Here is a 22,791-nt window from a genome sequence, read left to right as displayed (position 1 = left end):
TGCACGGCAGCCATTCAGCACGGGCGCTTGATGGCGGTGAGGGTGTAGCACGGGGCAGTTGAGCGGGCTGGTTTTGATACCTGGGCTGACAGCATGTCCATTGCGTCTCCAATATGTTCCGGTCATTGCGACAAAAGAAGTCCGCCCTACACCGAAAGCCTCGCCATCCTTGAACCGGTAAAGAGCCTTCACTGTAGGGCGAACGGACGGAAAATAAGCCAGGCTTATTGGATGTTCAACTGTTAACAATAAAAAGCCCTGAAAAAGCCTCGATCAGCGCTATTTTTCGATGCAAATGGCTCCACTTTGTAAATGTTTTTGCTTGTATTGCCATACGAGTGCAACGCCGCCTTCAGAAACTATACCTTCACGCCATGGGTCACTACTGCTACCGACCTCTTGCCTGAAGACCGTGCCATGGCCACTCGCTCTGACCTGCGCAACCCCCTGTCCCTGGACAGCCTGAACTTCTTCCTGGCGGACGTGCGTGACGGACTGGGGCCGTACCTGGCGATTTATCTGCTGGCCGTGCACCACTGGGACCCCGCCAGCATCGGCGTCGTCATGACCCTGGCCGGCATCGCGGCCCTGCTCACCCAGACCCCGGCCGGCGCATTGATTGACCGAACCCGCAGCAAACGGGCAGTGATCGTGATCGCCGCGCTGCTGGTGACTGGCAGTTGCCTGCTCCTGCCCTTCGTCAGCTCCTTCAGCCTGGTGGCGCTGACCCAGGCGGCCAGTGCAGCGGCGGCCTCGGTGTTTGCGCCGGCCATCTCGGCGATTTCCCTCGGGATCACCGGGCCGCGCGCTTTTACCCGGCGCACCGGCCGCAATGAAACCTTCAACCACGCCGGCAACGCGGTGGCGGCCCTGCTCGCTGGTGGGTTCGCCTACCTGTTCGGCCCGGTGGCGGTGTTCTATCTGATGGCAGTCATGGCTGCGGCGAGTGTCATCGCGGTCAGCTGCGTGTCAGCCCAGGCAATCGACCACGAAGTCGCACGGGGTTTCGACCCTGCGCATGGCACCGGCCATGAACAACCGTCGGGGCTGGCCGTGCTTCTGGCGAACAGGCCCTTGATGCTGTTTGCCATCTGCTGCGCGCTGTTTCACCTGGCCAATGCGGCCATGCTGCCGCTGGTCAGCCAGAAGCTGTCGCAGATCAACCTGCAGATGGCCACGCCGCTGACCTCGGCCTGCATCGTCGCGGCCCAGTTGGTGATGGTGCCGGTGGCCTGGCTGGTGGGCGTGAAGGCCGACGTGTGGGGGCGCAAGCCGTTGCTGCTCGCCGGTTTCATGATCCTGCCGCTGCGGGGCGTGTTGTATACGCTGTCCAGTGATCCTTATTGGCTGGTGGCAGTGCAGATGCTTGACGGGGTCGGCGCCGGGGTGTTCGGCGCGCTGTTTCCGGTGATAGTCAAAGACCTCACCCAGGGCACCGGACGCTTCAATGTCAGCCTGGGCGCGCTGTCCACGGCATTCGGCCTCGGCGCGGCCTTGAGCAGCAGCCTGGCAGGTTTTGTCGTGCAGTGGGCGGGTTACAACGCCGCGTTCCTGACCCTGGCCGGCGTGGCGGCCGTCGCATTGGGGCTGGTGTGGGTGGCAATGCCGGAGACTCGGGCGAATCCATCCGTGCAGCGCCATACAACTCCCGCCTGACATATGCGACAATGCGCGCCAAATTCCAACATGCACCCATTTTTCTGCTCAGCGACTGGGCCCCAAGCCTTGATGTCGCTGCCGACGTATGCCCGTTGGCCTGGGCCACAAAATGGGCCCGGCTCAAATTAGCGCACTCCAAGCTATTGATAGGTAAAGTAATTGATCTCCACAGCTAACATCACCATGCAGTTCGGCGCCAAGCCGCTATTTGAGAACGTTTCGGTCAAGTTCGGCGCAGGCAACCGTTATGGCCTGATCGGTGCCAACGGTTGCGGCAAGTCGACTTTCATGAAAATCCTCGGTGGCGACCTCGACCCGTCGGGCGGCCAGGTCATGCTGGAGCCGAACGTGCGCCTGGGTAAACTGCGCCAGGACCAGTTCGCCTACGAAGAATTCACCGTACTCGACACCGTGATCATGGGTCACGAAGAGCTGTGGAAGGTCAAGGCCGAGCGCGACCGCATCTACTCGCTGCCGGAAATGACCGAAGACGACGGCATGGCCGTGGCCGAGCTGGAAACCGACTTCGCCGAGATGGACGGCTACACCGCCGAATCCCGCGCCGGTGAGTTGCTGCTGGGCCTGGGTATCGGCATCGAGCAGCACAACGGCCCGATGAGCGAAGTGTCACCAGGCTGGAAGCTGCGTGTATTGCTGGCCCAGGCGCTGTTTTCCGATCCGGAAGTGTTGCTGCTCGACGAGCCAACCAACCACCTGGACATCAACACCATCCGCTGGCTGGAAAACATCCTGACCCAGCGTAACAGCCTGATGATCATCATCTCTCACGACCGTCACTTCCTGAACAGCGTCTGCACCCACATGGCCGACCTGGACTACGGCGAGCTGCGCCTGTTCCCGGGCAACTACGACGAATACATGACCGTGGCGACCCAGTCCCGCGAGCAGTTGCTGTCGGACAACGCCAAGAAGAAAGCGCAGATCTCCGAGCTGCAATCCTTCGTCAGCCGCTTCTCGGCCAACGCCTCGAAAGCCAAGCAGGCCACTTCCCGTGCCAAGGCGATCGACAAGATCCAGCTGGCCGAAGTCAAGCCATCGAGCCGCGTCAGCCCGTTCATCCGCTTCGACCAGACCAAGAAGCTCCACCGCCAGGCGGTCATCGTCGATCGCATGGCCAAGGGCTTTGACGGCAAGACGCTGTTCAAGGACTTCAGCTTCCAGGTTGAAGCCGGCGAGCGCGTGGCGATCATTGGCCCGAACGGTATCGGCAAGACCACCCTGCTGCGTACCCTGGTCAACGAACTGACCCCGGATGCCGGTACGGTCAAGTGGACCGACGCGGCTGAACTGGGCTATTACGCCCAGGACCATGCTTCGGACTTCGAAGACGAGTCCAACCTGTTCGACTGGATGGGCCGCTGGACCAAGGAAGGCGAGCAAGTGGTTCGCGGCACCCTGGGCCGCATGCTGTTCTCCAACGACGAGATCCTGAAGTCGGTGAAGGTGATTTCCGGTGGCGAGCAAGGTCGCATGCTGTTCGGCAAGCTGATCCTGCAAAAGCCGAACGTGCTGATCATGGATGAGCCGACCAACCACTTGGACATGGAGTCCATCGAGGCGCTGAACCTGGCGTTGGAGAACTACCCGGGTACGCTGATCTTTGTCAGCCATGACCGGGAGTTTGTGTCGTCCCTGGCCACCCGCATCATCGAGCTGAGCCCGAGTGGGGTGATCGACTTCAGCGGGACTTATGACGATTACCTGCGTAGTCAGGGTGTGGTTTTCTAAGAGCCGCCGGTAGTTTGAAATGCGAAAGCCCCGTCCAGTGTGATGGGGCTTTTTTTTGGGATATGGCTCTGCTTTTCTGTGGGAGCCGTCGAGCTTTAGCGAGGCCGCGATAGCGGTGTGCCAGGCAACATCTTTATTGACCATGCCGCCGCCTTCGCAGCCTTGCTACAGCTCGACAGCTCCCACACTTTACCGCGTCCGCTTTAGTCGTCCCGGGCCAGGGAGGCCCCATGGATCCAAAGCCGGATAGGCACGGGCCGCAATATCATCAAATATAGTTAGCCTGCTTCCTTTTACCCCAAGCCCTTGCCATGATGCCCTCACCGCCCGCCCGCGAACGAGTCCCCATGCCTGCCACACAGCCCGCCACCCCCAGTTCCTTGTCGATCACCCTGCAGATCGTCTCCATCGTTTTCTACACGTTTATCGCGTTTATCTGTATCGGCCTGCCGATTGCCGTCATCCCCGGCTATGTCCACGGTGAGCTGGGTTTCAGCGCGGTGGTCGCCGGGATAACCATCGGCTCGCAATACCTGGCCACGCTGCTCAGCCGCCCCATGGCGGGGCGCATGTCGGACAACGTGGGCACCAAGCGCGCTATCGTGCTGGGCCTGAGCGGGATTCTGCTGAGCGGGGTGCTGACGTTCATCGCCACGCTGGTGCAAAGCCTGCCGTTGCTGAGCCTCGGCATATTGATTGTCGGCCGGCTGTTACTCGGCGTCGCGCAGGGCCTGATCGGCGTCGGCACCATCAGTTGGTGCATGGGCGCGGTCGGTGCCGAACATACGGCACGATCGATCTCGTGGAACGGCATCGCCTCCTACGGTGCGATTGCCATTGGTGCACCGCTTGGGGTGGTGATGGTTGCCGACTACGGCTACACCAGCCTCGGAATCGCCCTTACGGCACTTTCCGCCCTGGGCCTGCTGCTGATTCGCAACAAACCTTCGGTGCCCGTGGTGCGCGGCGAGCGGCTGCCCTTCTGGGCGGTATTCGGGCGTATCGCGCCGTTCGGCGCCAGCCTGTGTCTGGCATCGATTGGCTACGGCACCCTCACCACGTTTATCACCCTCTACTACTTGAGCCGTGGCTGGACGGGCGCCGCCTGGTGCCTGACGGTATTTGGCGTGTGTTTCATCCTGTCACGGCTGGTGTTTATCTCTGCCATCAACCGCTTCGGCGGCTTCACCGCGGCGATTGCCTGCATGACCATCGAAACCCTGGGCCTGACGCTGCTGTGGCTGGCACCGTCCACCGGCGTGGCCTTGATCGGCGCCGGGCTGACCGGCTTTGGTTTGTCGCTGGTGTACCCGGCGCTGGGCGTGGAGGCGATCAAGCAGGTGCCCAACAGCAGCCGGGGCGCCGGGTTGAGTGCATATGCGGTGTTTTTTGACCTGGCGCTGGCCATTGCCGGGCCGGTGATGGGTGCGGTGGCGCTGAACCTGGGCTACTCGTGGATCTTCTTCTGCGCCGCCCTGCTCTCGGTCACCGGCCTGGGCCTGACGTTGCTGCTCAAGCGCCGCGCTTACTGATCAGCCGTCTGCAAGCCCGCCCGGGTGGATTGCCCGAGGGTGTGATTAAAGAACCGCCCGGCCTCGGAAATCAGGTCGCGGTGTATGCTTTCACGGTCAACCCCGTCGGCATCGGTGCACATGGCGGGCATCGCGGCCAGTTGGCTCTCGTCGCAAGGCGCCATGAACACAAAGTGCCCTGCCCCGGCCAGCAGCTTGAAGTCCGGCGGCTCCGGCAGTTTGCGCGCCAGGGCCTCGGCGTTCTTGTCCACGGCCACCAGCTTGTCGCCGTCGCCGCTGTAGAGCAGCACCGGTACATGCACGTCCGCCAGGGTGTGGCGGCCAAACATCAGGCTCAACGGCGCCATCAACATCAAGGCATGGATACGCGGGTCGGCCTGCGGTTGCAGGTCGTCGCGGTCGACGATCAACTCGCCCTTGGTGGTGCAGGCGTCGCGATCTTCCGGGCGTTGCTGGCAGTAGCGGCGCAGGCGGTCGAGGTCCGGCTTGGCGCCGGCGAGGATCAGCGCGGTTTCGCCACCGGCCGAATAACCGATGACGCCTACCTGGTCGACGTTGACGAATGGCGACAGCATCGGGTCGCCGAGGGTGGCGGTGATCGCTTCGGAAATCTGGATCGGGCGCCCGTACAGGTTGCTCAAGGTGCCCAGCCGGCTGTGATCCTTATAGTTGTCGCCAGGGTGCAGCACCGCCACCACCACAAACCCCTTGCGCGCCAGGGAGGTGGCGAGGTCGTGCAGGGCCAGGGGCGTGCCGGTATTGCCGTGGGACAGCATCAGCATCGGAAAGCGACCGATGGCGATTTTCGAGTCTTCAGTGGCGGCGATGTGATAAGCGCCCACCTGAGTGGTGTGTTCCAGGCCGGTGGACGGGTAGAACGCGACGGCTTTCATCGGCTGCAGATCCAGCGGGTCGAGAAAGGTCATGCGGTGGAAGCCCACACTCCAATGGGGGTGCGGCGCGGGCGCGGCTTGCACTGAAATCAGGCCGCCGAGCAGGGAGAGAACCAAGACTGCACAAAGACGCATCATGGGGATGTCCACCTTTGTTGCGTAAGCCCGCGTAGCTGTTGAAGTATCCATGGTTCAGGCGCTCGGACTGGCAGGGTTTACCCATGCGTGCATAACCTGGGCCAAAGTAGTGACAGCGGGTAAACGAAAAAACTCCGTACTCCGATCGCTTTTCAGGCGAGCAGAATACAGAGTTTAGGCGCCTCGAATCAGATTGATATCGAGGAACAGCAAAATTTACACAAGTCTTACGCTGCGGCGAACAATTGTTCGTTGATCACTGCGTTGGCGTCGCTGATCGCCTTGCTGCGCACTTCATCGCCATAGCCCAGGCCGTGGGCGCGGACGATTTCGATGTCGGTAATGCCGAGGAAGCCCAGCAGTACTTTCAGGTAGTCTTCGTGAGCCACACCGGTAGGCTGGCCAACGTGCAGGCCGCCGGAGGTCGACACGATGATGACTTTCTTGCCACCGGCCAGGCCTTCAGGACCGTTTTCGGTGTAGCGGAATGTCTGGCCGGCGACGGCGATACGGTCGATCCAGGCCTTGAGTTGGGTCGGGATGGTGAAGTTGTACATCGGCGCAGCCAGGACGATGGCGTCGGCCGCGAGGAATTCGGCGAGGGTGTTGGCGCTCAGCTCGGCTTCATGTTTCTGTACGGCATCACGCAGCTCGGCAGCGGTGCCCAGTGCACCCAGGGTCACGCCGGAAAAGTGGTTGATGCCTTCGCTGGCCAGGTCACGGTAGGTCACTTCAACGCCTGGCTCGGCCGCCTGCCAGGTCTTGACGACACCTGCGCTCAACTGACGGGAGACCGAGTTGTCGCCGAGGATGCTGGAATCGATATGCAACAGTTTCATGGTTAATCTCCAAGTAAGCATCGCCAAGGGCGACGGAATGGAAATAAGCCTACAGATGAAACCAATCAGCGATTAGTCAGGCAATATGCGATTATTCGTCCCACTGACAGGACAATAGGCCGACCATGCAAGATCTGAATGACCTCTACTACTTCGCCAAGGTGGTGGAAGCCGGCGGTTTCGCCGCTGCCGGGCGACTGCTGGGGATTCCCAAGTCGCGGCTGTCGCGGCGCATTGCCGAGCTGGAAGAACGCCTCGGCGCCCGCTTGCTGCAACGTACCACCCGCCAACTGACCCTCACCGCCGTGGGTGAACGCTACCTGCGCCACTGCCAGGCAATGCTGCTGGAGGCGGAAATGGCCGACGAGGCAGTGGCCAGCATGTCCAGCGAACCCCGCGGTCGGCTGCGGGTCAGCAGCCCCGTGGGCCTGGCTCACCAATTCCTGCAGACCGTGGTGGCGGAGTTTCTCACCGCCAACCCGCTGGTGCAGTTGGAGATGAACCTGGTCAACCGCCGCGTCGACCTGGTGGCCGAAGGCATTGATGTGGCCTTGCGCGTGCGCGAGCTTGGGGATGAAGACCCGCTGCTGGTGACCAAGCGCCTGCGCCAGGCCCAGACCGCGATTGTCGCCAGCCCCGACTTTGTGCGTGAGCGGCAGATCGACACCCTGGAAGACCTCAAGCAACTGCCGGTGCTGGGCGCCCTGGAAGCAGACCGCATGGTGCACTTCCGCATGCTCAGCCCGGAGGGCAGCAGCCACGACCTGGTGATGGAAGCGCGGCTGGGGATCGATGATTTCCTGGTACGCAAGGCCTGCGCCCTCGTCGGCCTGGGGTTTACCGTGCTGCCGATGATGTATTGCGAGGAGGAATTGGCCAACGGCCAGTTGGTGCAGCTCTTGCCGCAATGGTCATTGCCGGGCGGCTGGTTGCAGGCGGTGTACCCACATCGGCGCGGCGTGTTGCCAGCCGTGCGGGCCTGGATCGACCACCTGGATAACGCCTTCAAAGGTTGCGGAGACCGTTTGCTATGAGAATGACCGAAGAACAAGTCGCCACGTTTTGCCTGGGCTTGCCCGGCGCGCGGGAAGATTACAAATGGGGTGGCGTGCGGGTGTTTTCGATTGCCGGCAACAAGATGTTTGCCTTGCAGAACCTGCGGGGCGACTCGCTGGCCTTCAAGGTCGACAAGGAGCTGTTCCTGGGCCATGTGGATCGCCCCGGCATCCACCCGGCGCCGTACCTGGCGCGGGCGCAGTGGATCATCATGGAAACGCCCTACCCGCTGGGCGCCGAGGAACTGCGTGGCCTGTTGCAGCGCTCCCACCAGTTGGTGGTGAGCAAGCTGCCCAAGCGCACGCAGGTCGGCTTGTTGCTAGAAGATCGAGAGTAGCGTGCCACCCAGGAACAGCTGATCAATCCAGAACACCTGGTGCAGCAACACGATCAGCCAGAACACCACCTGATAAGACACCTTGCGCGTCTTGTGGCGGAACACCTGCTGGGCAATCAACGCCCCCGGCCAACCGCCTGCCAGCTCCACCGCGTGCAGGACGTTTTCCGGGGTGCGCCAGCTGTCTTCGCGAGCCTTGCGCTTGTCGCTCCAGTACAGCAGGAACGCCACCACGCTGACCACGCCATAGGCCACCAGCGGGATCAGCGAAACCCCGCGGTACCCCAGCAGCGCCGCACCAAACAGCGGCGCGGCGCACAACAGTGCAAACACCAACGCCTTGAAGCGCGGATGCTGGATGATCATGGCTTGACGGCCGACCAGTCGATCCAGCCGAACTGCCAGGTGGCCAGGATCACCAGGCCGAAGGCGATCCGGTACCAGGCGAACGCCGCGTAGCTGTGGCTGGCGATGAACTTGAGCAGCGCCTTGACCGCGATCATCGCGAAGATGAACGAGGTGACAAAGCCGATGGCAAACACCGGCAGGTCATCCGGCTGGAACAGGTGACGGTACTTGTAGCCCGAATACACCGCTGCGCCGACCATGGTCGGCATCGCCAGGAAGAACGAGAACTCGGTGGCGGTCTTGCGTGACAGGCCGAACAACAGGCCGCCAATGATGGTAGCGCCCGAGCGCGAGGTGCCCGGGATCATGGCCAGGCACTGGGCGAAGCCGACTTTGATCGCGTCCTTCCAGGTGATGTCGTCGACGGTTTCGGCGTGCACTTCATGCTGGCGGCGCTCGGCCCACAACATGATGACGCCGCCCACCACCAACGCCGCCGCAACGGTGATCGGGTTGAACAGGTAGTGTTTGATCAGGTCGGCGAAAATCACCCCCAGCACCACCGCCGGCAATACGGCAATGATCAGGTTGACGGTGAAACGCTGGGCATTGCGCTGGGTCGGCAAGCCAATGACCACGTCGAGGATCTTGCGTCGAAACTCCCACACCACCGCCAGGATCGCGCCCAGCTGGATGATGATATTGAACGCTTCAAAGCGTTCGCCACCGAAGTTGATCAAGTCGGCCACGATAATCTGGTGCCCGGTACTGGAGATCGGCAAAAACTCCGTCAGCCCCTCTACAACGCCGAGTATCAGTGCCTGTACGGCGGTCCAAAGATCCATCGATTCCCCCAAAGGTCATGCCCACGGCATGCCTCGTTGATATTTTTTAGACGTTCACTAACGAAGAGTGCGCTGCAAGCACAGCGCAAATAATCAAGGCCGAACTGCGAAAATTCCGTGAAAAATCAGGCAGGACTCAGGTTTTTTGATTCTGGGCCGAAAGCCTATCAGACAAGCCGGAAATGTCGATGCAGCACCCAAAATTATAAGAACACGGAGTGACAGGACCATGAACAGTTTGCGCAATATGTCTATCAGCCGGCGCCTCTGGCTGATCCTGATCGTCGCCGTGCTGATGCTGCTAACCCTCGGCCTGCTTATGCTCAAGCAGATTCATGGCGACCTGTACCAGGCCAAGAGTGAGCAGACCCAGCGCGTGGTGCAAACCGCCAGCGGGATCCTGACTTATTATCACAGCCTCGAAACCAGTGGCGTCCTGAGCCGTGAAGCGGCGCAGAAGCAAGCCTTGAGCGCGGTACGTGGCTTGCGCTACGGAAAGGACGACTACTTCTGGATCAACGATCTCACGCCCGTGATGATCATGCACGCGGCCAACCCCAAGCTCGACGGCCAGAACCTTTCGGCCATCCGTGACCCGGACGGCTTTGCGGTGTTCAACGAGTTCGTGATCCTGGCCAAGGCCAAGGGCGCCGGGATGGTGAATTACCGCTGGCCCAAGCCCGGCGCCGATGCGCCGGTGGCCAAGACCTCCTATATACAGCTGTTCGAACCCTGGGGCTGGATCATCGGTTCCGGCGTGTATGTCGATGACGTGCAAGGCGAGTTCCGCGGCCAGGTGTGGAAAGCCTCGGTGGTTGGCCTGGTGATCGCGCTGATCATGGCCCTGCTGGTGGTGCTGATCGCCCGCAGCATCGTGCGCCCGTTGCAGCAGGCAGTGAATGCGATGGCCAATATCGCCAGTGGCGAAAGCGACCTGACCCGCACCCTCGACACCCATGGCCAGGATGAAGTCACTCAATTGTCGCGGCACTTCAACAGCTTTACCGCCAAGCTGCGGCAGGTGGTAGGCCAGTTGCAGACCTGCGCCAACGCCTTGGGCCAGTCGTCCACCGAGCTGGGCAGCAACGCCAGCGATGCCCATGACCGCAGCCAACAGCAATCGCAGCAGATGGAACTGGTGGCGACGGCGATCAATGAAGTCACCTATGGCGTACAGGACGTGGCCAAAAATGCCGAGCATGCCGCCAGCGAAATGCGCGATGCCCAGGTGCAGGCCGAACAGGGCCAGCTCAATATCGATGGCAGCCTGCAACGGATCGACCAGCTCTCCGGCACCATCAGCCAGGCCGTGGAGGTGATCCGGACGCTGTCGACTGAAAGCACGCAGATTGGCGGCGTGCTGGAAGTGATCCGCTCGATTGCCGACCAGACCAACTTGCTGGCCCTCAACGCCGCCATCGAAGCGGCCCGCGCCGGGGAGCAAGGCCGTGGTTTTGCGGTGGTGGCCGACGAAGTACGGCTGCTGGCCCAGCGCACGCAAAAATCCACGGCAGAGATCCAGGCGATGATCGAGCGCCTGCAAGGCCATTCGGAGGCAGCGGTCAAGGTCATCAGCGACAGCCACCAGGCCTCGCAACTGACCATCGAACAAGCAGGCCAGGCGGGAGCGAGCCTGACTGCCATCGGCCAGGCGCTGCGTAATCTCAACGGGCTGAACGCCTCGATTGCCAGTGCCACGTTGCAGCAGGCGCATGTGGTGGAAGACATCAACCAGAACGTCACCCAGGCAGCCGGCTTGTCCCACAGCACCGCGCTGGCGGCGCAGCAGTCCAGCGTCGCGAGTGCGCACTTGAAAGGCCTGAGCGAACAACTCGACAGCCTTCTGCGCCAATTCAAGGTCTGACGCCGCTCAAATGTGGGAGCGGGCTTGCTCGCGAATGCGGTGTATCTGTGCCAAATTTGTTGGCTGACTCACCGCATTCGCGAGCAAGCCCGCTCCCACATTGGTTACAATCAGCGCCCTCTTCGACTCCCCCAAGGAACCGCCATGTCCGGGCTTGAACTGTTTGCCGCCGCCCTGGGGGTGATCGCTGTCTGGTTGACGGTTAAACAGAACCCGTGGTGCTGGCCCATCGGCCTGGTGATGGTGCTGCTGTACACCTGGATCTTCTTCGATGTGAAGCTCTACTCCGACATGCTCCTGCAAGTGATCTACGCCGCCCTGCAACTCTACGGCTGGTGGCAGTGGACCCGCGCCGGTGAGGTCAAGCAGGGCCGGCAAGTCACCAGCCTGGGCCTGCAACCGATCCTGCAAGGCCTGGCTGTGGGTGCTGTGGGCAGCCTGTTGCTGGGCGCAGCCATGGCCCACTGGACCGACGCCGCCCAACCCTGGCTGGACGCGGCCCTGACCGGCTTCAGCCTGGTGGCGCAGATGTGGATGGCGCAAAAACGCGTGCAGTGCTGGCCGTTGTGGATCACCGTGGATGTGATCTTCGTCGGGCTGTTTCTCTACAAAGGCCTGTACCTCACCGCCGCGCTCTACGCCTTGTTCACCGTGATCGCGGTGCAGGGCTGGCGTGAATGGCGCGCCGACCCGGCGTTGCACGCATGAAGGTGGTGGTACTGGCCGGTCCGGAATCCAGCGGTAAAAGCTGGCTGGCCGCCCAGTTGCAGGCACATTTTGGCGGGGTGATGGTGGGCGAATACGTGCGTTATTTCATCGACCACCACCAGCGCGATACCACCCTGGCGGATATCCCGGAGATCGCCCGGGGCCAGTTGGCCTGGGAAGATGCCGCCCGCGCCGCGCAGCCGGCGTTGCTGATCCTCGACACCAACCTGCTGACCAACAAGCTGTGGAGCCAGACCCTGTTTGGCGACTACCCGGCGTGGCTCGACAGCGAACTGCTCGCCCGCCACTACGACCTGCACCTGCTGCTGTCGCCGGAAGACGTGGAGTGGACCGCCGATGGCCAGCGCTGCCAGCCGGAGTTTGCCGATCGCCTGGCGTTTTTCCAGGCCAGTCGTGACTGGCTGGAGCAACATCATCTACCGCTACGGGTCATCCGTGGGGATTGGCAAGCACGCCAGGACCAGGCCTTTTCAGCTGTGGAACAACTGCTGGATTGACCGGCGGGGACGATTTTCATGCACCGCTCGTTAGGCATGGCCCACTTTCAACGCTCTGGCACGCAGGGCTGAAGACCGGTTATCGGGTCAACGCAGTCCTCTACCTGGGGCACAGGTCAATCCTTAAAAGGAGATTGGCCTATGAACATGCGCATCGTTGCCCGCTTGATCAACTTGCCCGAAGACCGTGGCGTTCGTGTTGAAACCGCCGCCCATCACATCCTGCTGGTGCGTTCGGGTAGCGAGGTTCGTGCCTATCAGGCGGATTGCCCCCACGCCGGGGCGCCCCTGGAGCAAGGCGTGGTCTGTGACGGGAGGATCATTTGCCCGTGGCACAAGGCGGCCTTCCGGGTGGATGACGGCCAGGTCTGCGAGCCGCCCGCGCTGGTGCAGCTCAAGCAGTACCCGGTGGAGATTCACGACGGCGTGGTCAGTGTGGGCGACGAGGCACTGCCCTCGCCCGTTGCCCCGCACACCAACGATTCGCGCTGCTTTATCGTGATTGGCGCCGGTGCAGCCGGTTCGGCAGCCGTGGCCACGCTGCGCCGCAAGGGTTTCAGCGGCCGGTTGTTGTGGATCGACCAGGAACAGGACCCCGCCTACGACCGCACCGCCCTGAGCAAATTCGTCATCTGCGGCGAGATGCCGCCGCAGGAAACACCGCCCTTGCTGGACGAGGCCACCTGCCACGCGTCGCGAATCCACGGCGAAGTGCGCCATCTCGACCCTCAAGCCAAGCGCCTCGAGCTTGCGGACGGTCGCCATTTCGACTACGACGCCGCACTGCTGGCCACCGGCGGCAAAGCCAGGCCGCTGGATATTCCGGGCACCGTACTCAACAACGTGTTCGTGTTGCGCTCCCGGGACGATGCGGCGCGTATCGTCAAGGCGGCTCAACCGGGCTCGTGCGCAGTGATCATCGGCGACAGTTTTATCGGCCTGGAAGCCGCGTCCGCCTTACGCAAGCGCGGGTTGACGGTGCAGGTGGTGGGCCGTCACGAGATTCCGCTGGCGGCCCAACTGGGCAAGCGCATCGGTGCCTCACTGCGCCAATTGCATGAAGCCAACGGCGTGATATTCCACACCGCCAGCGAGCCTGCACGCCTGGAAGGCCACATGGACGTGACGACGGTGGTGCTGAAAAACGGCCACAGATTGGCCGCAGACCTGGTACTGATAGGCGTCGGCGTCACGCCTGCCACGGGGTTTGTCGAGGGGCTGGAAAAAGCCGAGGACCAGTCGCTGAAAGCCGATGCCGGTTTGTCTGTCGCGCCCGGACTATGGGCGGCGGGCGATATGGTGACCTTTCCATGGAACGGCCAACCCGTGCGCATCGAACACTGGCGTGTGGCGCAGCAACTCGGGGTGCTGGCGGCGCGCAATATGCTGGGCGCACAACAGGTGTTTGCCGATGTGCCGTTCTTCTGGACGTATCACTTCGGCAAGACCTTTGAACTGCTGGGCCACCCCCGCCACTGGAATCAGCTCCACGTGGAAGGCGACCTGCAGCGCCACGACTTCATCGCCCTGCTCTGCCAGGGCGACGAAGTGGAAGCGGTAGTTGCCTGTGAACATCAGCGGGCCATGGCGCTGCTCTCGCAACGCCTGAAGCACCCGCTGAAGAAGGCCGAGGTGCTGGAGCTGATCCGCGGGCTTTAGTAGCCCAGCGACAACCCGGTATTGCGCCGAGGGTCGTTGGCCCCATAGAAACGGTTATTGCCCACCGGCTTGCCGTCCAGGGACGGCGCGCCTACCAGGATCGCCGCCAGGTGGTTGGCGTCCTGCGGGCCGGCAAACTTGTGGCCCCAGCCTTCGAGGATTTTCTGGGTGTCGGGGCTCAGGGCAAAGCGTTCGATATTGGTCGCCTCAGGCAGCCATTGCTGGTGGAAGCGCGGGGCGTCCACGGCTTCCTGGATGTTCATCTTGTAGTCGATCACGTTGAGGATGGTCAGCAACGTGGCCGTGATGATACGGCTGCCACCCGGCGTACCCACCACCATCACCGCCTTGCCATCCTTGGTGACGATGGTCGGGCTCATGGACGACAGCGGCGTCTTGCCCGGAGCAATGGCGTTGGCTTCGCCCTGCACCAGGCCGTACATGTTCGGCACGCCGATCTTGGAGGTGAAGTCGTCCATTTCGTCGTTGAGGATCACCCCGGTCTTGCTCGCCATCACGCCCGCGCCGAACCAGTCGTTGAGGGTGTAGGTCACCGAGACCGCGTTGCCCCACTTGTCGACGATGGAGTAGTGGGTGGTGTTATTGCCTTCGTGGGGCGAAACGCCCGGCTTGATGTCCTGGGAGATCCCGGCCTTCTGCGGGTCGATGGCAGCGCGCAGTTTGGCGGCGTAATCCTTGTCCAGCAGGTGCTCGACCGGGTTCTGCACGAAGTCCGGGTCGCCGAGGTAGCTGTTGCGGTCGACGTACGCGTGGCGCATGGCTTCGATCTGGTAGTGCAGGCCCTGGGCCGAGTGATAGCCGAGGTCGGCCATCGGGTAGCCTTCGAGGATGTTCATGATTTCGCAAATGACCACCCCGCCCGAGCTCGGTGGTGGTGCGGACACCACGTGGTAGCCACGGTAGTCACACTCGATGGGCGCCAGTTCGCGGGTCTTGTATTTGTCCAGGTCGGCCTGGGTGATGATGCCTTTGCCTGATTGGCTGGAATCCACAATCGCCTTGGCTACCCAGCCTTTGTAGAAGCCATCGGTGCCCTTGGCGGAGATTTCCCGCAGGGTTTTCGCCAGGTCTTTCTGCACCAGCTTCTGGCCCACCAGCATCGGCTCGCCTCCGTGCAGGAAGATGCCGCGCAGGTCTTTGTCTTTCTTGAATTCGTCAGTAGCGGTGTGCAGCAGGTCGACATCGCCCTGCTCCAGGGCAAAACCGTCTTCGGCCAGCTTGATCGCCGGGGCGATGACCTGGGCGCGCTTGAGGGTGCCGTATTTGCTCAGCGCCAGTTCCATGCCCGACACAGTGCCGGGAACGCCGACCGCCAGGTGGCCCTTGGAGCTGAGGTCCGGGACCACGTTGCCGTCCTTGTCCAGGTACATGTCGGCGGTCGCGGCCAGCGGGGCTTTTTCGCGGAAATCGAGGAAGGTCTTGCGGCCGTCGGCCAGTTGCACGGTCATGAACCCACCGCCGCCCAGGTTGCCGGCCGCCGGGTACACCACGGCCAGGGCGTAGCCCACCGCCACCGCCGCATCCACGGCATTGCCACCGGCCTTGAGCACATCCACGCCCACATGGGTCGCCAGATGCTGGGCGGTGACCACCATGCCATTTTCGCCAGCCACCGGGGCCTGGGAAGCCGCCTGCACGCCGCTGACAGTCAGCACCAGCGCGGAGACAATCAAAGTTCGGGTAAACGGTTGGTATTTCATCCCTGGCTACTCTGTTTATTAGAAGAACTCGAAAGTAATACGTTTCCGATCCAAGCCCCAGCGTTATGCCGCGTTTGTGACAGAGCCTGTCGGTAACGGAATAATACCCATGCTATATTCCGGGCCTTTACGCCGCGCAGCAGAGGCTTTTCGATGGTGATCAAGAAGACCGGTATCCGCGCCCAGCAAGCCGACCAGACCCGCGCGCGGATTCTCCAGGCGGCGGTCAAGGTCTTCACCCGCGACGGCTATTCCGGCGGGCGTGTGGAAAGCATTTCCCGCGAGGCCGACTCCAACGACCGCATGTTGTATTACTACTTCGGCAGCAAGGAGCACCTGTTTGTGTGTGTGCTGGAGCACACCTATGAACAGTTCAACAAGGCCGAAAGCAAGCTCAAGCTCGACCTGACTGCACCGGTGCAAGCGTTGCAGGCGCTGGTGGGGTTTATCTGGAATTACTACGTCAAGCATCCCGAGTTTGTGGCGATCCTGAGCATCGAGAACCTGCACCAGGGCAAGCATGCGAAGCAGTCGGGTGAACTGCGGCGGTTGTCCGGGGAGGCGGTTGGGGTGTTGCGGCCGATCATTGAGGCGGGCCAGGCCCAAGGGCTGTTTCGTGAAGATGTGGACATCAAGCATGTGTACTTGATGATTGCTTCGTTGTGCTACTTCTATAACTCCAACCAGCACACGCTGAGTTCGTTTTTGGGGGAGGATTTGGCGGATAAGACCCAGCAGCGGGATTGGCTGGGGTTTATCAGTGATCTGGTGTTGCGCGGGGTATGCGTGACACCGCCCATCCAACGGTAGAACCTGGATCTAAATGTGGGAGCGGGCTTGCTCGCGAATGCGGTGTATCAGTCAATATATTTGGCGACTGACGAACCGCTTTCGCGAGCAAGCCCGCTCCCACATTTTTTGACCGTGTGAATCAATGGGTACCGGGATTGGCTCGCAGGTGTGCCACGGTTTGCTCCAGGCCTTCCCACTGCGGTGCATGGGGTGCGAAGCGCCCGCGCAGGTAGGCGGCCAACTCCGCCACTTGGGTGTTCGACAAACTGTCCTTGAACGCCGGCATGTAACCCAGATCCTTGGTCGCCGGAGTGCTGATCCCTTGCAAAATCACCTTGATCAGGTTGTCCGGTTGATCGCTGTGCACATTGGTATTGGTCGCCAGTGACGGGCTGACGCCGAACAGCTTCGGGCCCTGTCCGTCGGCATGGCAGGCCTTGCATGAACCTTCGAATACCCGTCGCCCATTGGCATTGGGCACCGTCGCAGCTGCCACCACCTGCGCTTCGGCGGCGCCGCTGTCGTTCAGCGAAGCCAGGTATACCGCCATCGCGCGGATGTCGGTCTTGGGCAGTTTCGCCAGTTCAGTCACGACCGGTCCCATCGGCCCCGTTGCCACGCCATGGGCATCGGAATAACCAGTGCTCAGGTAGCTGAACAATTGGTCTTCGGTCCACGGCGTCGGCGCCTTGGACAAGCCATTCAAGGCCGGCGCTTCCCAACCGTCCACCCTGCCGCCCGCGAGGAACGCATTGCCGCCCTTCTCCGCCCCCATCAGGTTGCGCGGCGAATGGCACGCCGCGCAGTGCCCCAAACCGTTGACCAGGTAAGCGCCACGATTCCATTGCTCGCTGCGCCGGGGCTGCACGCTGATTTCCCCACGGCGCAGGAACAGCGCATTCCAGCCGGCCATCAACGGCCGGATATTGAACGGAAACTTCATCGCGTTCGGCACCGGTGCCTGGCTCACCGGCGCCTGGGACATCAGGTAGGCATACAGCGCCTGCATGTCGGCATCGTTGATATTGCGAAACGCCGTATAGGGAAACGCCGGGTACAGGTTGCGCCCGTCGCGGCCAATGCCGTCGCGCATCGCCCGCTCGAACGCCGGGTAGGACCAGTTGCCAATCCCGGTTTTCTCATCCGGGGTGATGTTGCTGCTGTAAAGGGTGCCGAACGGCGTATGCATCGCCAGCCCGCCGGCATTGGTGGCACCGCCCGGTGCCGTGTGGCACACCGCGCAATCCCCCACGGCGGCCAGCAAGCGCCCACGCTCCAGGGTGGCCTTGGACCAGGTGCCTGCACTGGGCGGTGCAATCGGGGCAATTTCGCTGTGAAACGGCCACGCGGTAGCAGCCATGCCCAGCACCGCGCCAAAGGCGGCGAACAATGAGCCGAACAACCATTTGCGGCGCTTTTCCGGGGACTTCGCCGGCTCGCCCAGGGTGCCTGCATTCAGCGCCGCCAATACCCGCTCGGGAGTAATCGGCAGCTCGCGAAAACGGATGCCGGTGGCGTCATAGATCGCATTGGCAATCGCCGCCGCGCTGGGCACCGAGGCCGACTCACCGGCGCCCATCGGGGGCTGGTCCTGGCGCGGCATCATCAGTACGTCGATCTGCGGCACTTCCGGGAAGGTCAGGATCGGATAACCGCCCCACTCCTTGCTCGCCACGGTCGACTCTTCAAAGGTCACGCGTTCCTTGAGCACACGGCTGGTGGACTGGATCACATTGCCGTGGATCTGATGCTGCACCCCTGCGGGGTTGATCATCATCCCCGAGTCATGCCCGATCACCACCCGCGTCACCGAGACATCGCCGGTCTGCTTGTCGATGGCCACGTCCGCGACCCACGCCGCCCACGCCGCGCCGAAGCCGGGAAACTTGCTGTGGATGTAGCGCGCGTAGGCAAAGCCCCGACCACGCAGCAGGTGGTCCTCATTCGCGGTTTGCATCGGCGCGGTGCGCGGTGCCCAGTTGGCGCGTTCGGCGGTGGATTTCACCAGGTCGATGGCGCGCTCGTCCTTCAGGTAACGCAGGCGGTACTCCACCGGATCAACCCCGGCGGCAAACGCCAGTTCGTCGATATAGGATTCATGGGCGAAGGTGTTGGGCAACGCCGACACACCGCGCATCCACGAGGCGCGAACGATCGGCGCCATGTCGTTGATGGTGACGCGCATGTTCGCGATGTCGTAGGGCGGGATCGAGGTGCGGTCGCCCATCTCGAACATCGCCGCCACCGGCTCGACCCGGCCGGTCAACAGCAGCGCCAGGGTGGGCGCGCCGTTGGACGGGTAGCTGGTTTCAAAGTCATAGGCGGCGATGCTGCCGTCGGCGTTCAGGCCGCCGTCGACATCCATCAATTGCGCGGTGCCCTTGGGCTCCCACAGGTGCTCCTGTTCGCGGGTCAGTTGCACCCGCACCGGCTTGCCCACCGCACGCGACAGCAGCAAGGCGTCGGCGCATACATCATCGGCGCAGTTGCGGCCGTAGCAGCCGGCGGCCTCCATGCGAATCACGTCGATGGACTCTTCCGGGCATTCCAGCAACCAGGCCAGGTCGGCCCGCAGCAGGTGCGGGTTCTGGCTGCCCGACCAGATGCGGCTGCCACCGGGCTGATAATCCGCCACGCCACAGGACGGGCCGATGGAGCCGTGCATCTGGTATGGCCACAGGTAGGTGCGCGGCATGCGCTGGCTGGCGGCGGCCAGGGCTGCGTCGACGTTGCCCTGGTCGAGCACGGTGCGGCGTACCCGCGGGTTGTCGCGGATTGCCTGCTCCACATCGCTCATGTCCGGCAGTGGGTGGTTCCAGGGTTTCCAGTGCACCTGCAGTTCCTGGGCGGCCTTGATTGCCTGCTCTTCGCGCAAGGCCACCACGCCGACAAAATCACGGATCACCACCACCGCAACAATGCCCGGGATATGGGCGATGGAAGACTCGTCGACCTTCAGCAGGCTGTTGCCGACAAAGTCACCGCAATCCAGGCCCGCATACGGTGGGCGGATCACCCGACCGTGGAGCATGTCCGGCACGCGCATGTCGTGCACGTACGTCAGTTCGCCGGTGGCCTTGCCCGGGATATCCACCCGGGCTGCGCCCTTGCCCACCAGGCGGTAATCAGCGGTGGCCTTGAGCGGTGCATCGCCGCTGATGCGCAGTTGGTCATGCTCGCCCGTCACCAGTTCGCCATAAGTGATGGTGCGCCCGTCTTCGCCGCGGATAACGCCTGCGTCGACCTTGAGACTTTGAGCATTTACGGACCAGCGTTGCGCCGCCCGCGCCAGCAGGAAACGCCGGGCTTCGGCGGCGGCATTGCGCAGCGGAATCGCGGAGATCTGCAAGGTTGCGCTGGCAATGGTCGCGCCCTGGTTCGGCGCACGCTCGGTGTCGCCCAGCACCATGCGCACCTGGTCCATGGTCAGGTCCAGTTCTTCAGCGACGATCTGCGCCAGGGAGGTGCGAATGCCGGTGCCCAGGTCCACATGCCCGTTGAAGGCGTACACCAGCCCGTCATCGTTCACTGCGATAAACAGCCCCAGTTCCTTGGGCTTGACCGTCGGTGTGCCGCCTTTGGCTACCGGCCCCGAAGGTGGCAGCACATCGTCGACGATCAGCAGGACGCCGGCCTTGGCCAGCCATTGGTCACGGGAAGGGATTGCGTCAGTCATGGTCATCGATCCACGTTCAAGGCATTTGGCGGGCGGCACGCAGCACCGCGCGGAGGATTTCGATATGGGTGCCACAGCGGCAGAGGTTGCCAGACAGTTCGCTGCGCACCTCGGCTTCGCTGGGGTTGGGATTGCGGTCGAGCAAGGCCTTGGCGGTCATGATCATGCCGTTGAGGCAGTAGCCGCACTGGGCGGCCTGTTCATCGATGAAGGCCTGCTGCACCGGGTGCGGGGTCTGGCGGGTGCCGAGGCCTTCGAGGGTGACGATGTTGCGGCCCACGGCACCCGACAGGGGGAAGACGCAGGAGCGTGCAGCCACGCCGTCGATGATCACCGTGCAGGCGCCGCACTCCCCCAGGCCGCAGCCGTATTTGGGGCCGTTGAGTTGCAGGTCATTGCGCAGGATCAGCAACAGCGGGGTGTCGGCCATTGCGCTGACTTCGCTGGTGTGGCCGTTGACCTCAAGCGTTACCGTGATGTTCTGGCTGGTCATTCGCTTCGCCCGTTGGATTTGGTGAAGTGTCCACTACATCAAACAGTCAAAAAAAAGCGTCGCGTACCTGGGGTCTCGCGACACACTTGACGGGTGAAGTGGTTACTACATCAACGTAGAGCAAAAACGGTGCCAGAAGATGGATGAATAGCTGTGGCGAGGGAGCTTGCTCCCGCTGGGTTGCGAAGCGACCCCAAAAGATGGGCCTGCTGCGCAGTCCAGCGGGAGCAAGCTCCCTCACCACAGGGGATCGGGGTCAGGTTTGGGGGTCTTCGATCATTTTACGTAGCAGGAAGAGTACGGCGACGCGTTCGGCGGGGTTTAGGTTGCTCAGGGTCAGTTCGGTGATGGTGGCGGCGCAGGGCACGGTTTGCTGCACCAGGGCGGCGCCGGAGTCGGATAGGTTGACCACGACTTTGCGTTTGTCCTGCGGGTCGGGTTCGAGGGTGATCAGTTCGCGGGCCTTGAGGCGTTCGACGATGCCACGGATGGTCGCCTGGTCGACGGCGGTGGCCTTGACCAGTTCGGTGAGCGAACTTGCACCGTGATCGCGCAGGGCGCACAGAGTGACGAACTGCACGGCGGTGAGCTGGGAGTCGCCGACGTTCTGCTGGAAGATCGCCAGGTGACGCTGGTAGGCCTTGCGCAGCAGGTGGCCGACTTGTTCGGAGAAAACGTAGGAATCAGGCACGGCGGGCTCGGGAAGGCGGTGGTCGATGGGGTGGCATGATGGCGGGGTTGTGGAAATGACTCAAGGATCTCATTGCCGGAACGCGGTTGAAATGTGGGAGCGGGCTTGCTCGCGAATGCGGTGTGTCAGGTGGCGCATGTGTGACTGACGTACCGCATTCGCGAGCAAGCCCGCTCCCACATTGGATGTTTAGTGGGCCAGGGAGGCCTTGGGGGCTACGACGTCGCCGGCGATGACTACGGCCTCATCATCGAGGTAGACGTCGCAATTGCGCAGCGGGATGTCCATGTGGCACGGCGTCTTGCGGGTGCCGCCGACTTCGGTGTTCGGGCCGGTGGAGAACAGGAAGTTGCCGTAGAACGCGCGGGCGTCCATGCACATGCCGTCGTTCTTGTCGTGCAGGCCCATGGCCGTCCATTGCGCCCGTGGCTGCAGGCCCCAGCCGATGTGGGAGATGCCATATACCTCGGGGTCGTTGAAGTATTTCATGTAGTCGCGCAGGTATTCGGCCTCGAAACCACCGTGGATTCTGGTGATGAAGCCCTTCTCGATCTCCAGGGTGATTTTCTCCCGGGTGTAGGTCTTGAACGGCAGCAGGATGTCGCCGATATCCAGCACCAGCACGCCCTCTGCAGTTTCCTCATTGGGCCAGGAGAACAGGAAGCCGCTCGGCCAGTGGTCCCAGCGTCCCGGTTCGTCGGCAAAGCCGTATTCGGTGACGGACGGGTATTGCCCCAGCGCCGCCCGGAAATCACTGCCGGCGCGGGATTTGACGTGGATCGAGCGGGCTTTTTTCAGCAGTTCTTCAGCGGCCAGCACGCGCACTTTGTCCTCTTCGGTCGGCAGCATGCGCGCCAGCACTTCCGGGGGTTCAACCGCCAGCAGGATGCGCGTGCCGGTCTTGAGGATCTGTTCCTGCTCCGGCGAGTGCAACAGCATCATGGTGTCGACGATCAGGTCTGCCGCTTCCAGCGCCCGCTGCGCCGCGATATTGCCGGTCAGGGCAGTGTCGCCACAGTAGGCGGTCATGTCATTGCCCATCGCCCGGGGATGGTTGAACGACGGCAACTCCACCGCATACACCTTGGCCCCCAGGCGCTGCGCAGCGTCCATCGCGGCGCGCACGGTGCGCGGGTCGGAGTAATGGCTCTTGAGCACGGCGACGCTCTGGGTCGGGTCGACCTTCGAGAGCTTCAACACATGCTCAAACATCTGGGTCAGTTCGCAATCACTTACCGGCATTTCCTGTCTCCTCAGCTGCTGCACCAAGATC

At 62.4% G+C, this 22,791-nt stretch carries 19 protein-coding genes; 10 read left to right on the top strand and 9 right to left on the bottom strand.

What is annotated here, in order from left to right:
• Window positions 1–417 precede the first annotated feature (417 nt).
• The 3 genes from HX815_RS27000 (at window position 418) to HX815_RS26990 (ending at window position 4,940) form a co-directional block, all read left to right on the top strand.
• On the top strand, window positions 418–1,656 hold the full coding sequence (locus HX815_RS27000; RefSeq protein WP_177029183.1) for an MFS transporter: 1,239 nt from the start codon (window positions 418–420) through the stop codon (window positions 1,654–1,656).
• A gap of 162 nt (window positions 1,657–1,818) precedes the next feature.
• On the top strand, window positions 1,819–3,408 hold the full coding sequence (locus tag HX815_RS26995) for an ABC-F family ATPase (protein ID WP_008436174.1): 1,590 nt from the start codon (window positions 1,819–1,821) through the stop codon (window positions 3,406–3,408).
• 347 nt (window positions 3,409–3,755) lie between these two features.
• Window positions 3,756–4,940: an MFS transporter gene (locus HX815_RS26990; RefSeq protein WP_008436173.1), complete on the top strand. Its 1,185-nt coding sequence runs from the start codon at window positions 3,756–3,758 to the stop codon at window positions 4,938–4,940.
• Here HX815_RS26990 and HX815_RS26985 read toward each other — a convergent pair.
• A complete protein-coding gene (locus HX815_RS26985) occupies window positions 4,934–5,971 on the bottom strand; it encodes a dienelactone hydrolase (protein WP_008436172.1) in 1,038 nt (345 codons plus the stop codon). The genes HX815_RS26990 and HX815_RS26985 overlap by 7 nt on opposite strands.
• A 227-nt stretch (window positions 5,972–6,198) precedes the next feature.
• Window positions 6,199–6,810 (bottom strand): FMN-dependent NADH-azoreductase, encoded by a 612-nt coding sequence (locus HX815_RS26980; RefSeq protein WP_003215366.1) that lies wholly within the window; start codon window positions 6,808–6,810, stop codon window positions 6,199–6,201.
• A 125-nt stretch (window positions 6,811–6,935) separates the two neighbouring features.
• Between HX815_RS26980 and HX815_RS26975 the strand changes: the two genes are divergently transcribed.
• Together HX815_RS26975 and HX815_RS26970 are read left to right on the top strand one after the other, a co-directional pair.
• Complete coding sequence (locus HX815_RS26975; protein ID WP_177029182.1) at window positions 6,936–7,844, top strand: LysR substrate-binding domain-containing protein; 909 nt, start codon at window positions 6,936–6,938, stop codon at window positions 7,842–7,844.
• On the top strand, window positions 7,841–8,203 hold the full coding sequence (locus tag HX815_RS26970) for an MmcQ/YjbR family DNA-binding protein (RefSeq protein ID WP_032899493.1): 363 nt from the start codon (window positions 7,841–7,843) through the stop codon (window positions 8,201–8,203). Before HX815_RS26975 ends, HX815_RS26970 begins: the two co-directional genes overlap by 4 nt.
• On the opposite strand, the gene HX815_RS26965 is transcribed toward HX815_RS26970, so the two are convergent.
• Both HX815_RS26965 and HX815_RS26960 read right to left on the bottom strand, forming a co-directional pair.
• Window positions 8,186–8,569 carry a DUF1294 domain-containing protein gene (locus HX815_RS26965; RefSeq protein WP_003215359.1) on the bottom strand — a complete coding sequence of 128 codons (384 nt, stop codon included), beginning with the start codon at window positions 8,567–8,569 and terminating at the stop codon, window positions 8,186–8,188. The genes HX815_RS26970 and HX815_RS26965 overlap by 18 nt on opposite strands.
• The gene (locus HX815_RS26960) at window positions 8,566–9,396 is read right to left on the bottom strand and encodes an undecaprenyl-diphosphate phosphatase (protein WP_003215357.1); all 831 of its coding nucleotides are present in this window, start codon (window positions 9,394–9,396) and stop codon (window positions 8,566–8,568) included. Before HX815_RS26960 ends, HX815_RS26965 begins: the two co-directional genes overlap by 4 nt.
• A gap of 229 nt (window positions 9,397–9,625) precedes the next feature.
• Between HX815_RS26960 and HX815_RS26955 the strand changes: the two genes are divergently transcribed.
• The 4 genes from HX815_RS26955 to HX815_RS26940 all read left to right on the top strand — a co-directional run bounded on the left by HX815_RS26955 (window position 9,626) and on the right by HX815_RS26940 (window position 14,145).
• A complete protein-coding gene (locus HX815_RS26955) occupies window positions 9,626–11,260 on the top strand; it encodes a methyl-accepting chemotaxis protein (RefSeq protein WP_177009413.1) in 1,635 nt (544 codons plus the stop codon).
• Between the two features lie 144 nt (window positions 11,261–11,404).
• Entirely contained in the window at window positions 11,405–11,968 is a 564-nt protein-coding gene (gene pnuC / locus HX815_RS26950; RefSeq protein ID WP_003215352.1) for a nicotinamide riboside transporter PnuC, read from the top strand.
• Window positions 11,965–12,486, top strand: coding sequence for an AAA family ATPase (locus HX815_RS26945; protein ID WP_177009475.1), 522 nt, complete (start codon window positions 11,965–11,967; stop codon window positions 12,484–12,486). The genes pnuC and HX815_RS26945 overlap by 4 nt, the downstream gene beginning before the upstream one ends.
• 141 nt (window positions 12,487–12,627) lie before the next feature.
• Window positions 12,628–14,145 (top strand): FAD-dependent oxidoreductase, encoded by a 1,518-nt coding sequence (locus HX815_RS26940; RefSeq protein WP_177029181.1) that lies wholly within the window; start codon window positions 12,628–12,630, stop codon window positions 14,143–14,145.
• Here the strand turns inward: HX815_RS26940 and ggt are convergent.
• Window positions 14,142–15,866, bottom strand: coding sequence for a gamma-glutamyltransferase (gene ggt, locus HX815_RS26935; protein ID WP_177029180.1), 1,725 nt, complete (start codon window positions 15,864–15,866; stop codon window positions 14,142–14,144). The two genes, HX815_RS26940 and ggt, sit on opposite strands and share 4 nt — an antisense overlap.
• Before the next feature lie 153 nt (window positions 15,867–16,019).
• Here ggt and HX815_RS26930 point away from each other — a divergent pair, with 153 nt between their 5' ends.
• On the top strand, window positions 16,020–16,676 hold the full coding sequence (locus tag HX815_RS26930; RefSeq protein WP_003215344.1) for a TetR/AcrR family transcriptional regulator: 657 nt from the start codon (window positions 16,020–16,022) through the stop codon (window positions 16,674–16,676).
• Between the two features lie 121 nt (window positions 16,677–16,797).
• Here the strand turns inward: HX815_RS26930 and HX815_RS26925 are convergent, their stop codons facing one another.
• From HX815_RS26925 to HX815_RS26910, 4 genes are all read right to left on the bottom strand, one after another.
• Window positions 16,798–20,334 (bottom strand): molybdopterin cofactor-binding domain-containing protein, encoded by a 3,537-nt coding sequence (locus HX815_RS26925; RefSeq protein ID WP_177029179.1) that lies wholly within the window; start codon window positions 20,332–20,334, stop codon window positions 16,798–16,800.
• Between the two features lie 16 nt (window positions 20,335–20,350).
• Window positions 20,351–20,827 (bottom strand): (2Fe-2S)-binding protein, encoded by a 477-nt coding sequence (locus HX815_RS26920; protein ID WP_087692683.1) that lies wholly within the window; start codon window positions 20,825–20,827, stop codon window positions 20,351–20,353.
• 256 nt (window positions 20,828–21,083) lie between these two features.
• Window positions 21,084–21,518 (bottom strand): MarR family winged helix-turn-helix transcriptional regulator, encoded by a 435-nt coding sequence (locus tag HX815_RS26915; protein ID WP_003215338.1) that lies wholly within the window; start codon window positions 21,516–21,518, stop codon window positions 21,084–21,086.
• Window positions 21,519–21,707: 189 nt separating this feature from the next.
• Window positions 21,708–22,760 carry a 2,5-dihydroxypyridine 5,6-dioxygenase gene (locus HX815_RS26910; protein ID WP_003215335.1) on the bottom strand — a complete coding sequence of 351 codons (1,053 nt, stop codon included), beginning with the start codon at window positions 22,758–22,760 and terminating at the stop codon, window positions 21,708–21,710.
• Window positions 22,761–22,791 lie beyond the last annotated feature (31 nt).

This window comes from Pseudomonas sp. E6002, assembly GCF_013385565.1.
Lineage (GTDB): Bacteria > Pseudomonadota > Gammaproteobacteria > Pseudomonadales > Pseudomonadaceae > Aquipseudomonas.
Note: the sequence above shows the minus strand (reverse complement) of the source record. Positions and strands in the feature narration are given on the sequence as shown.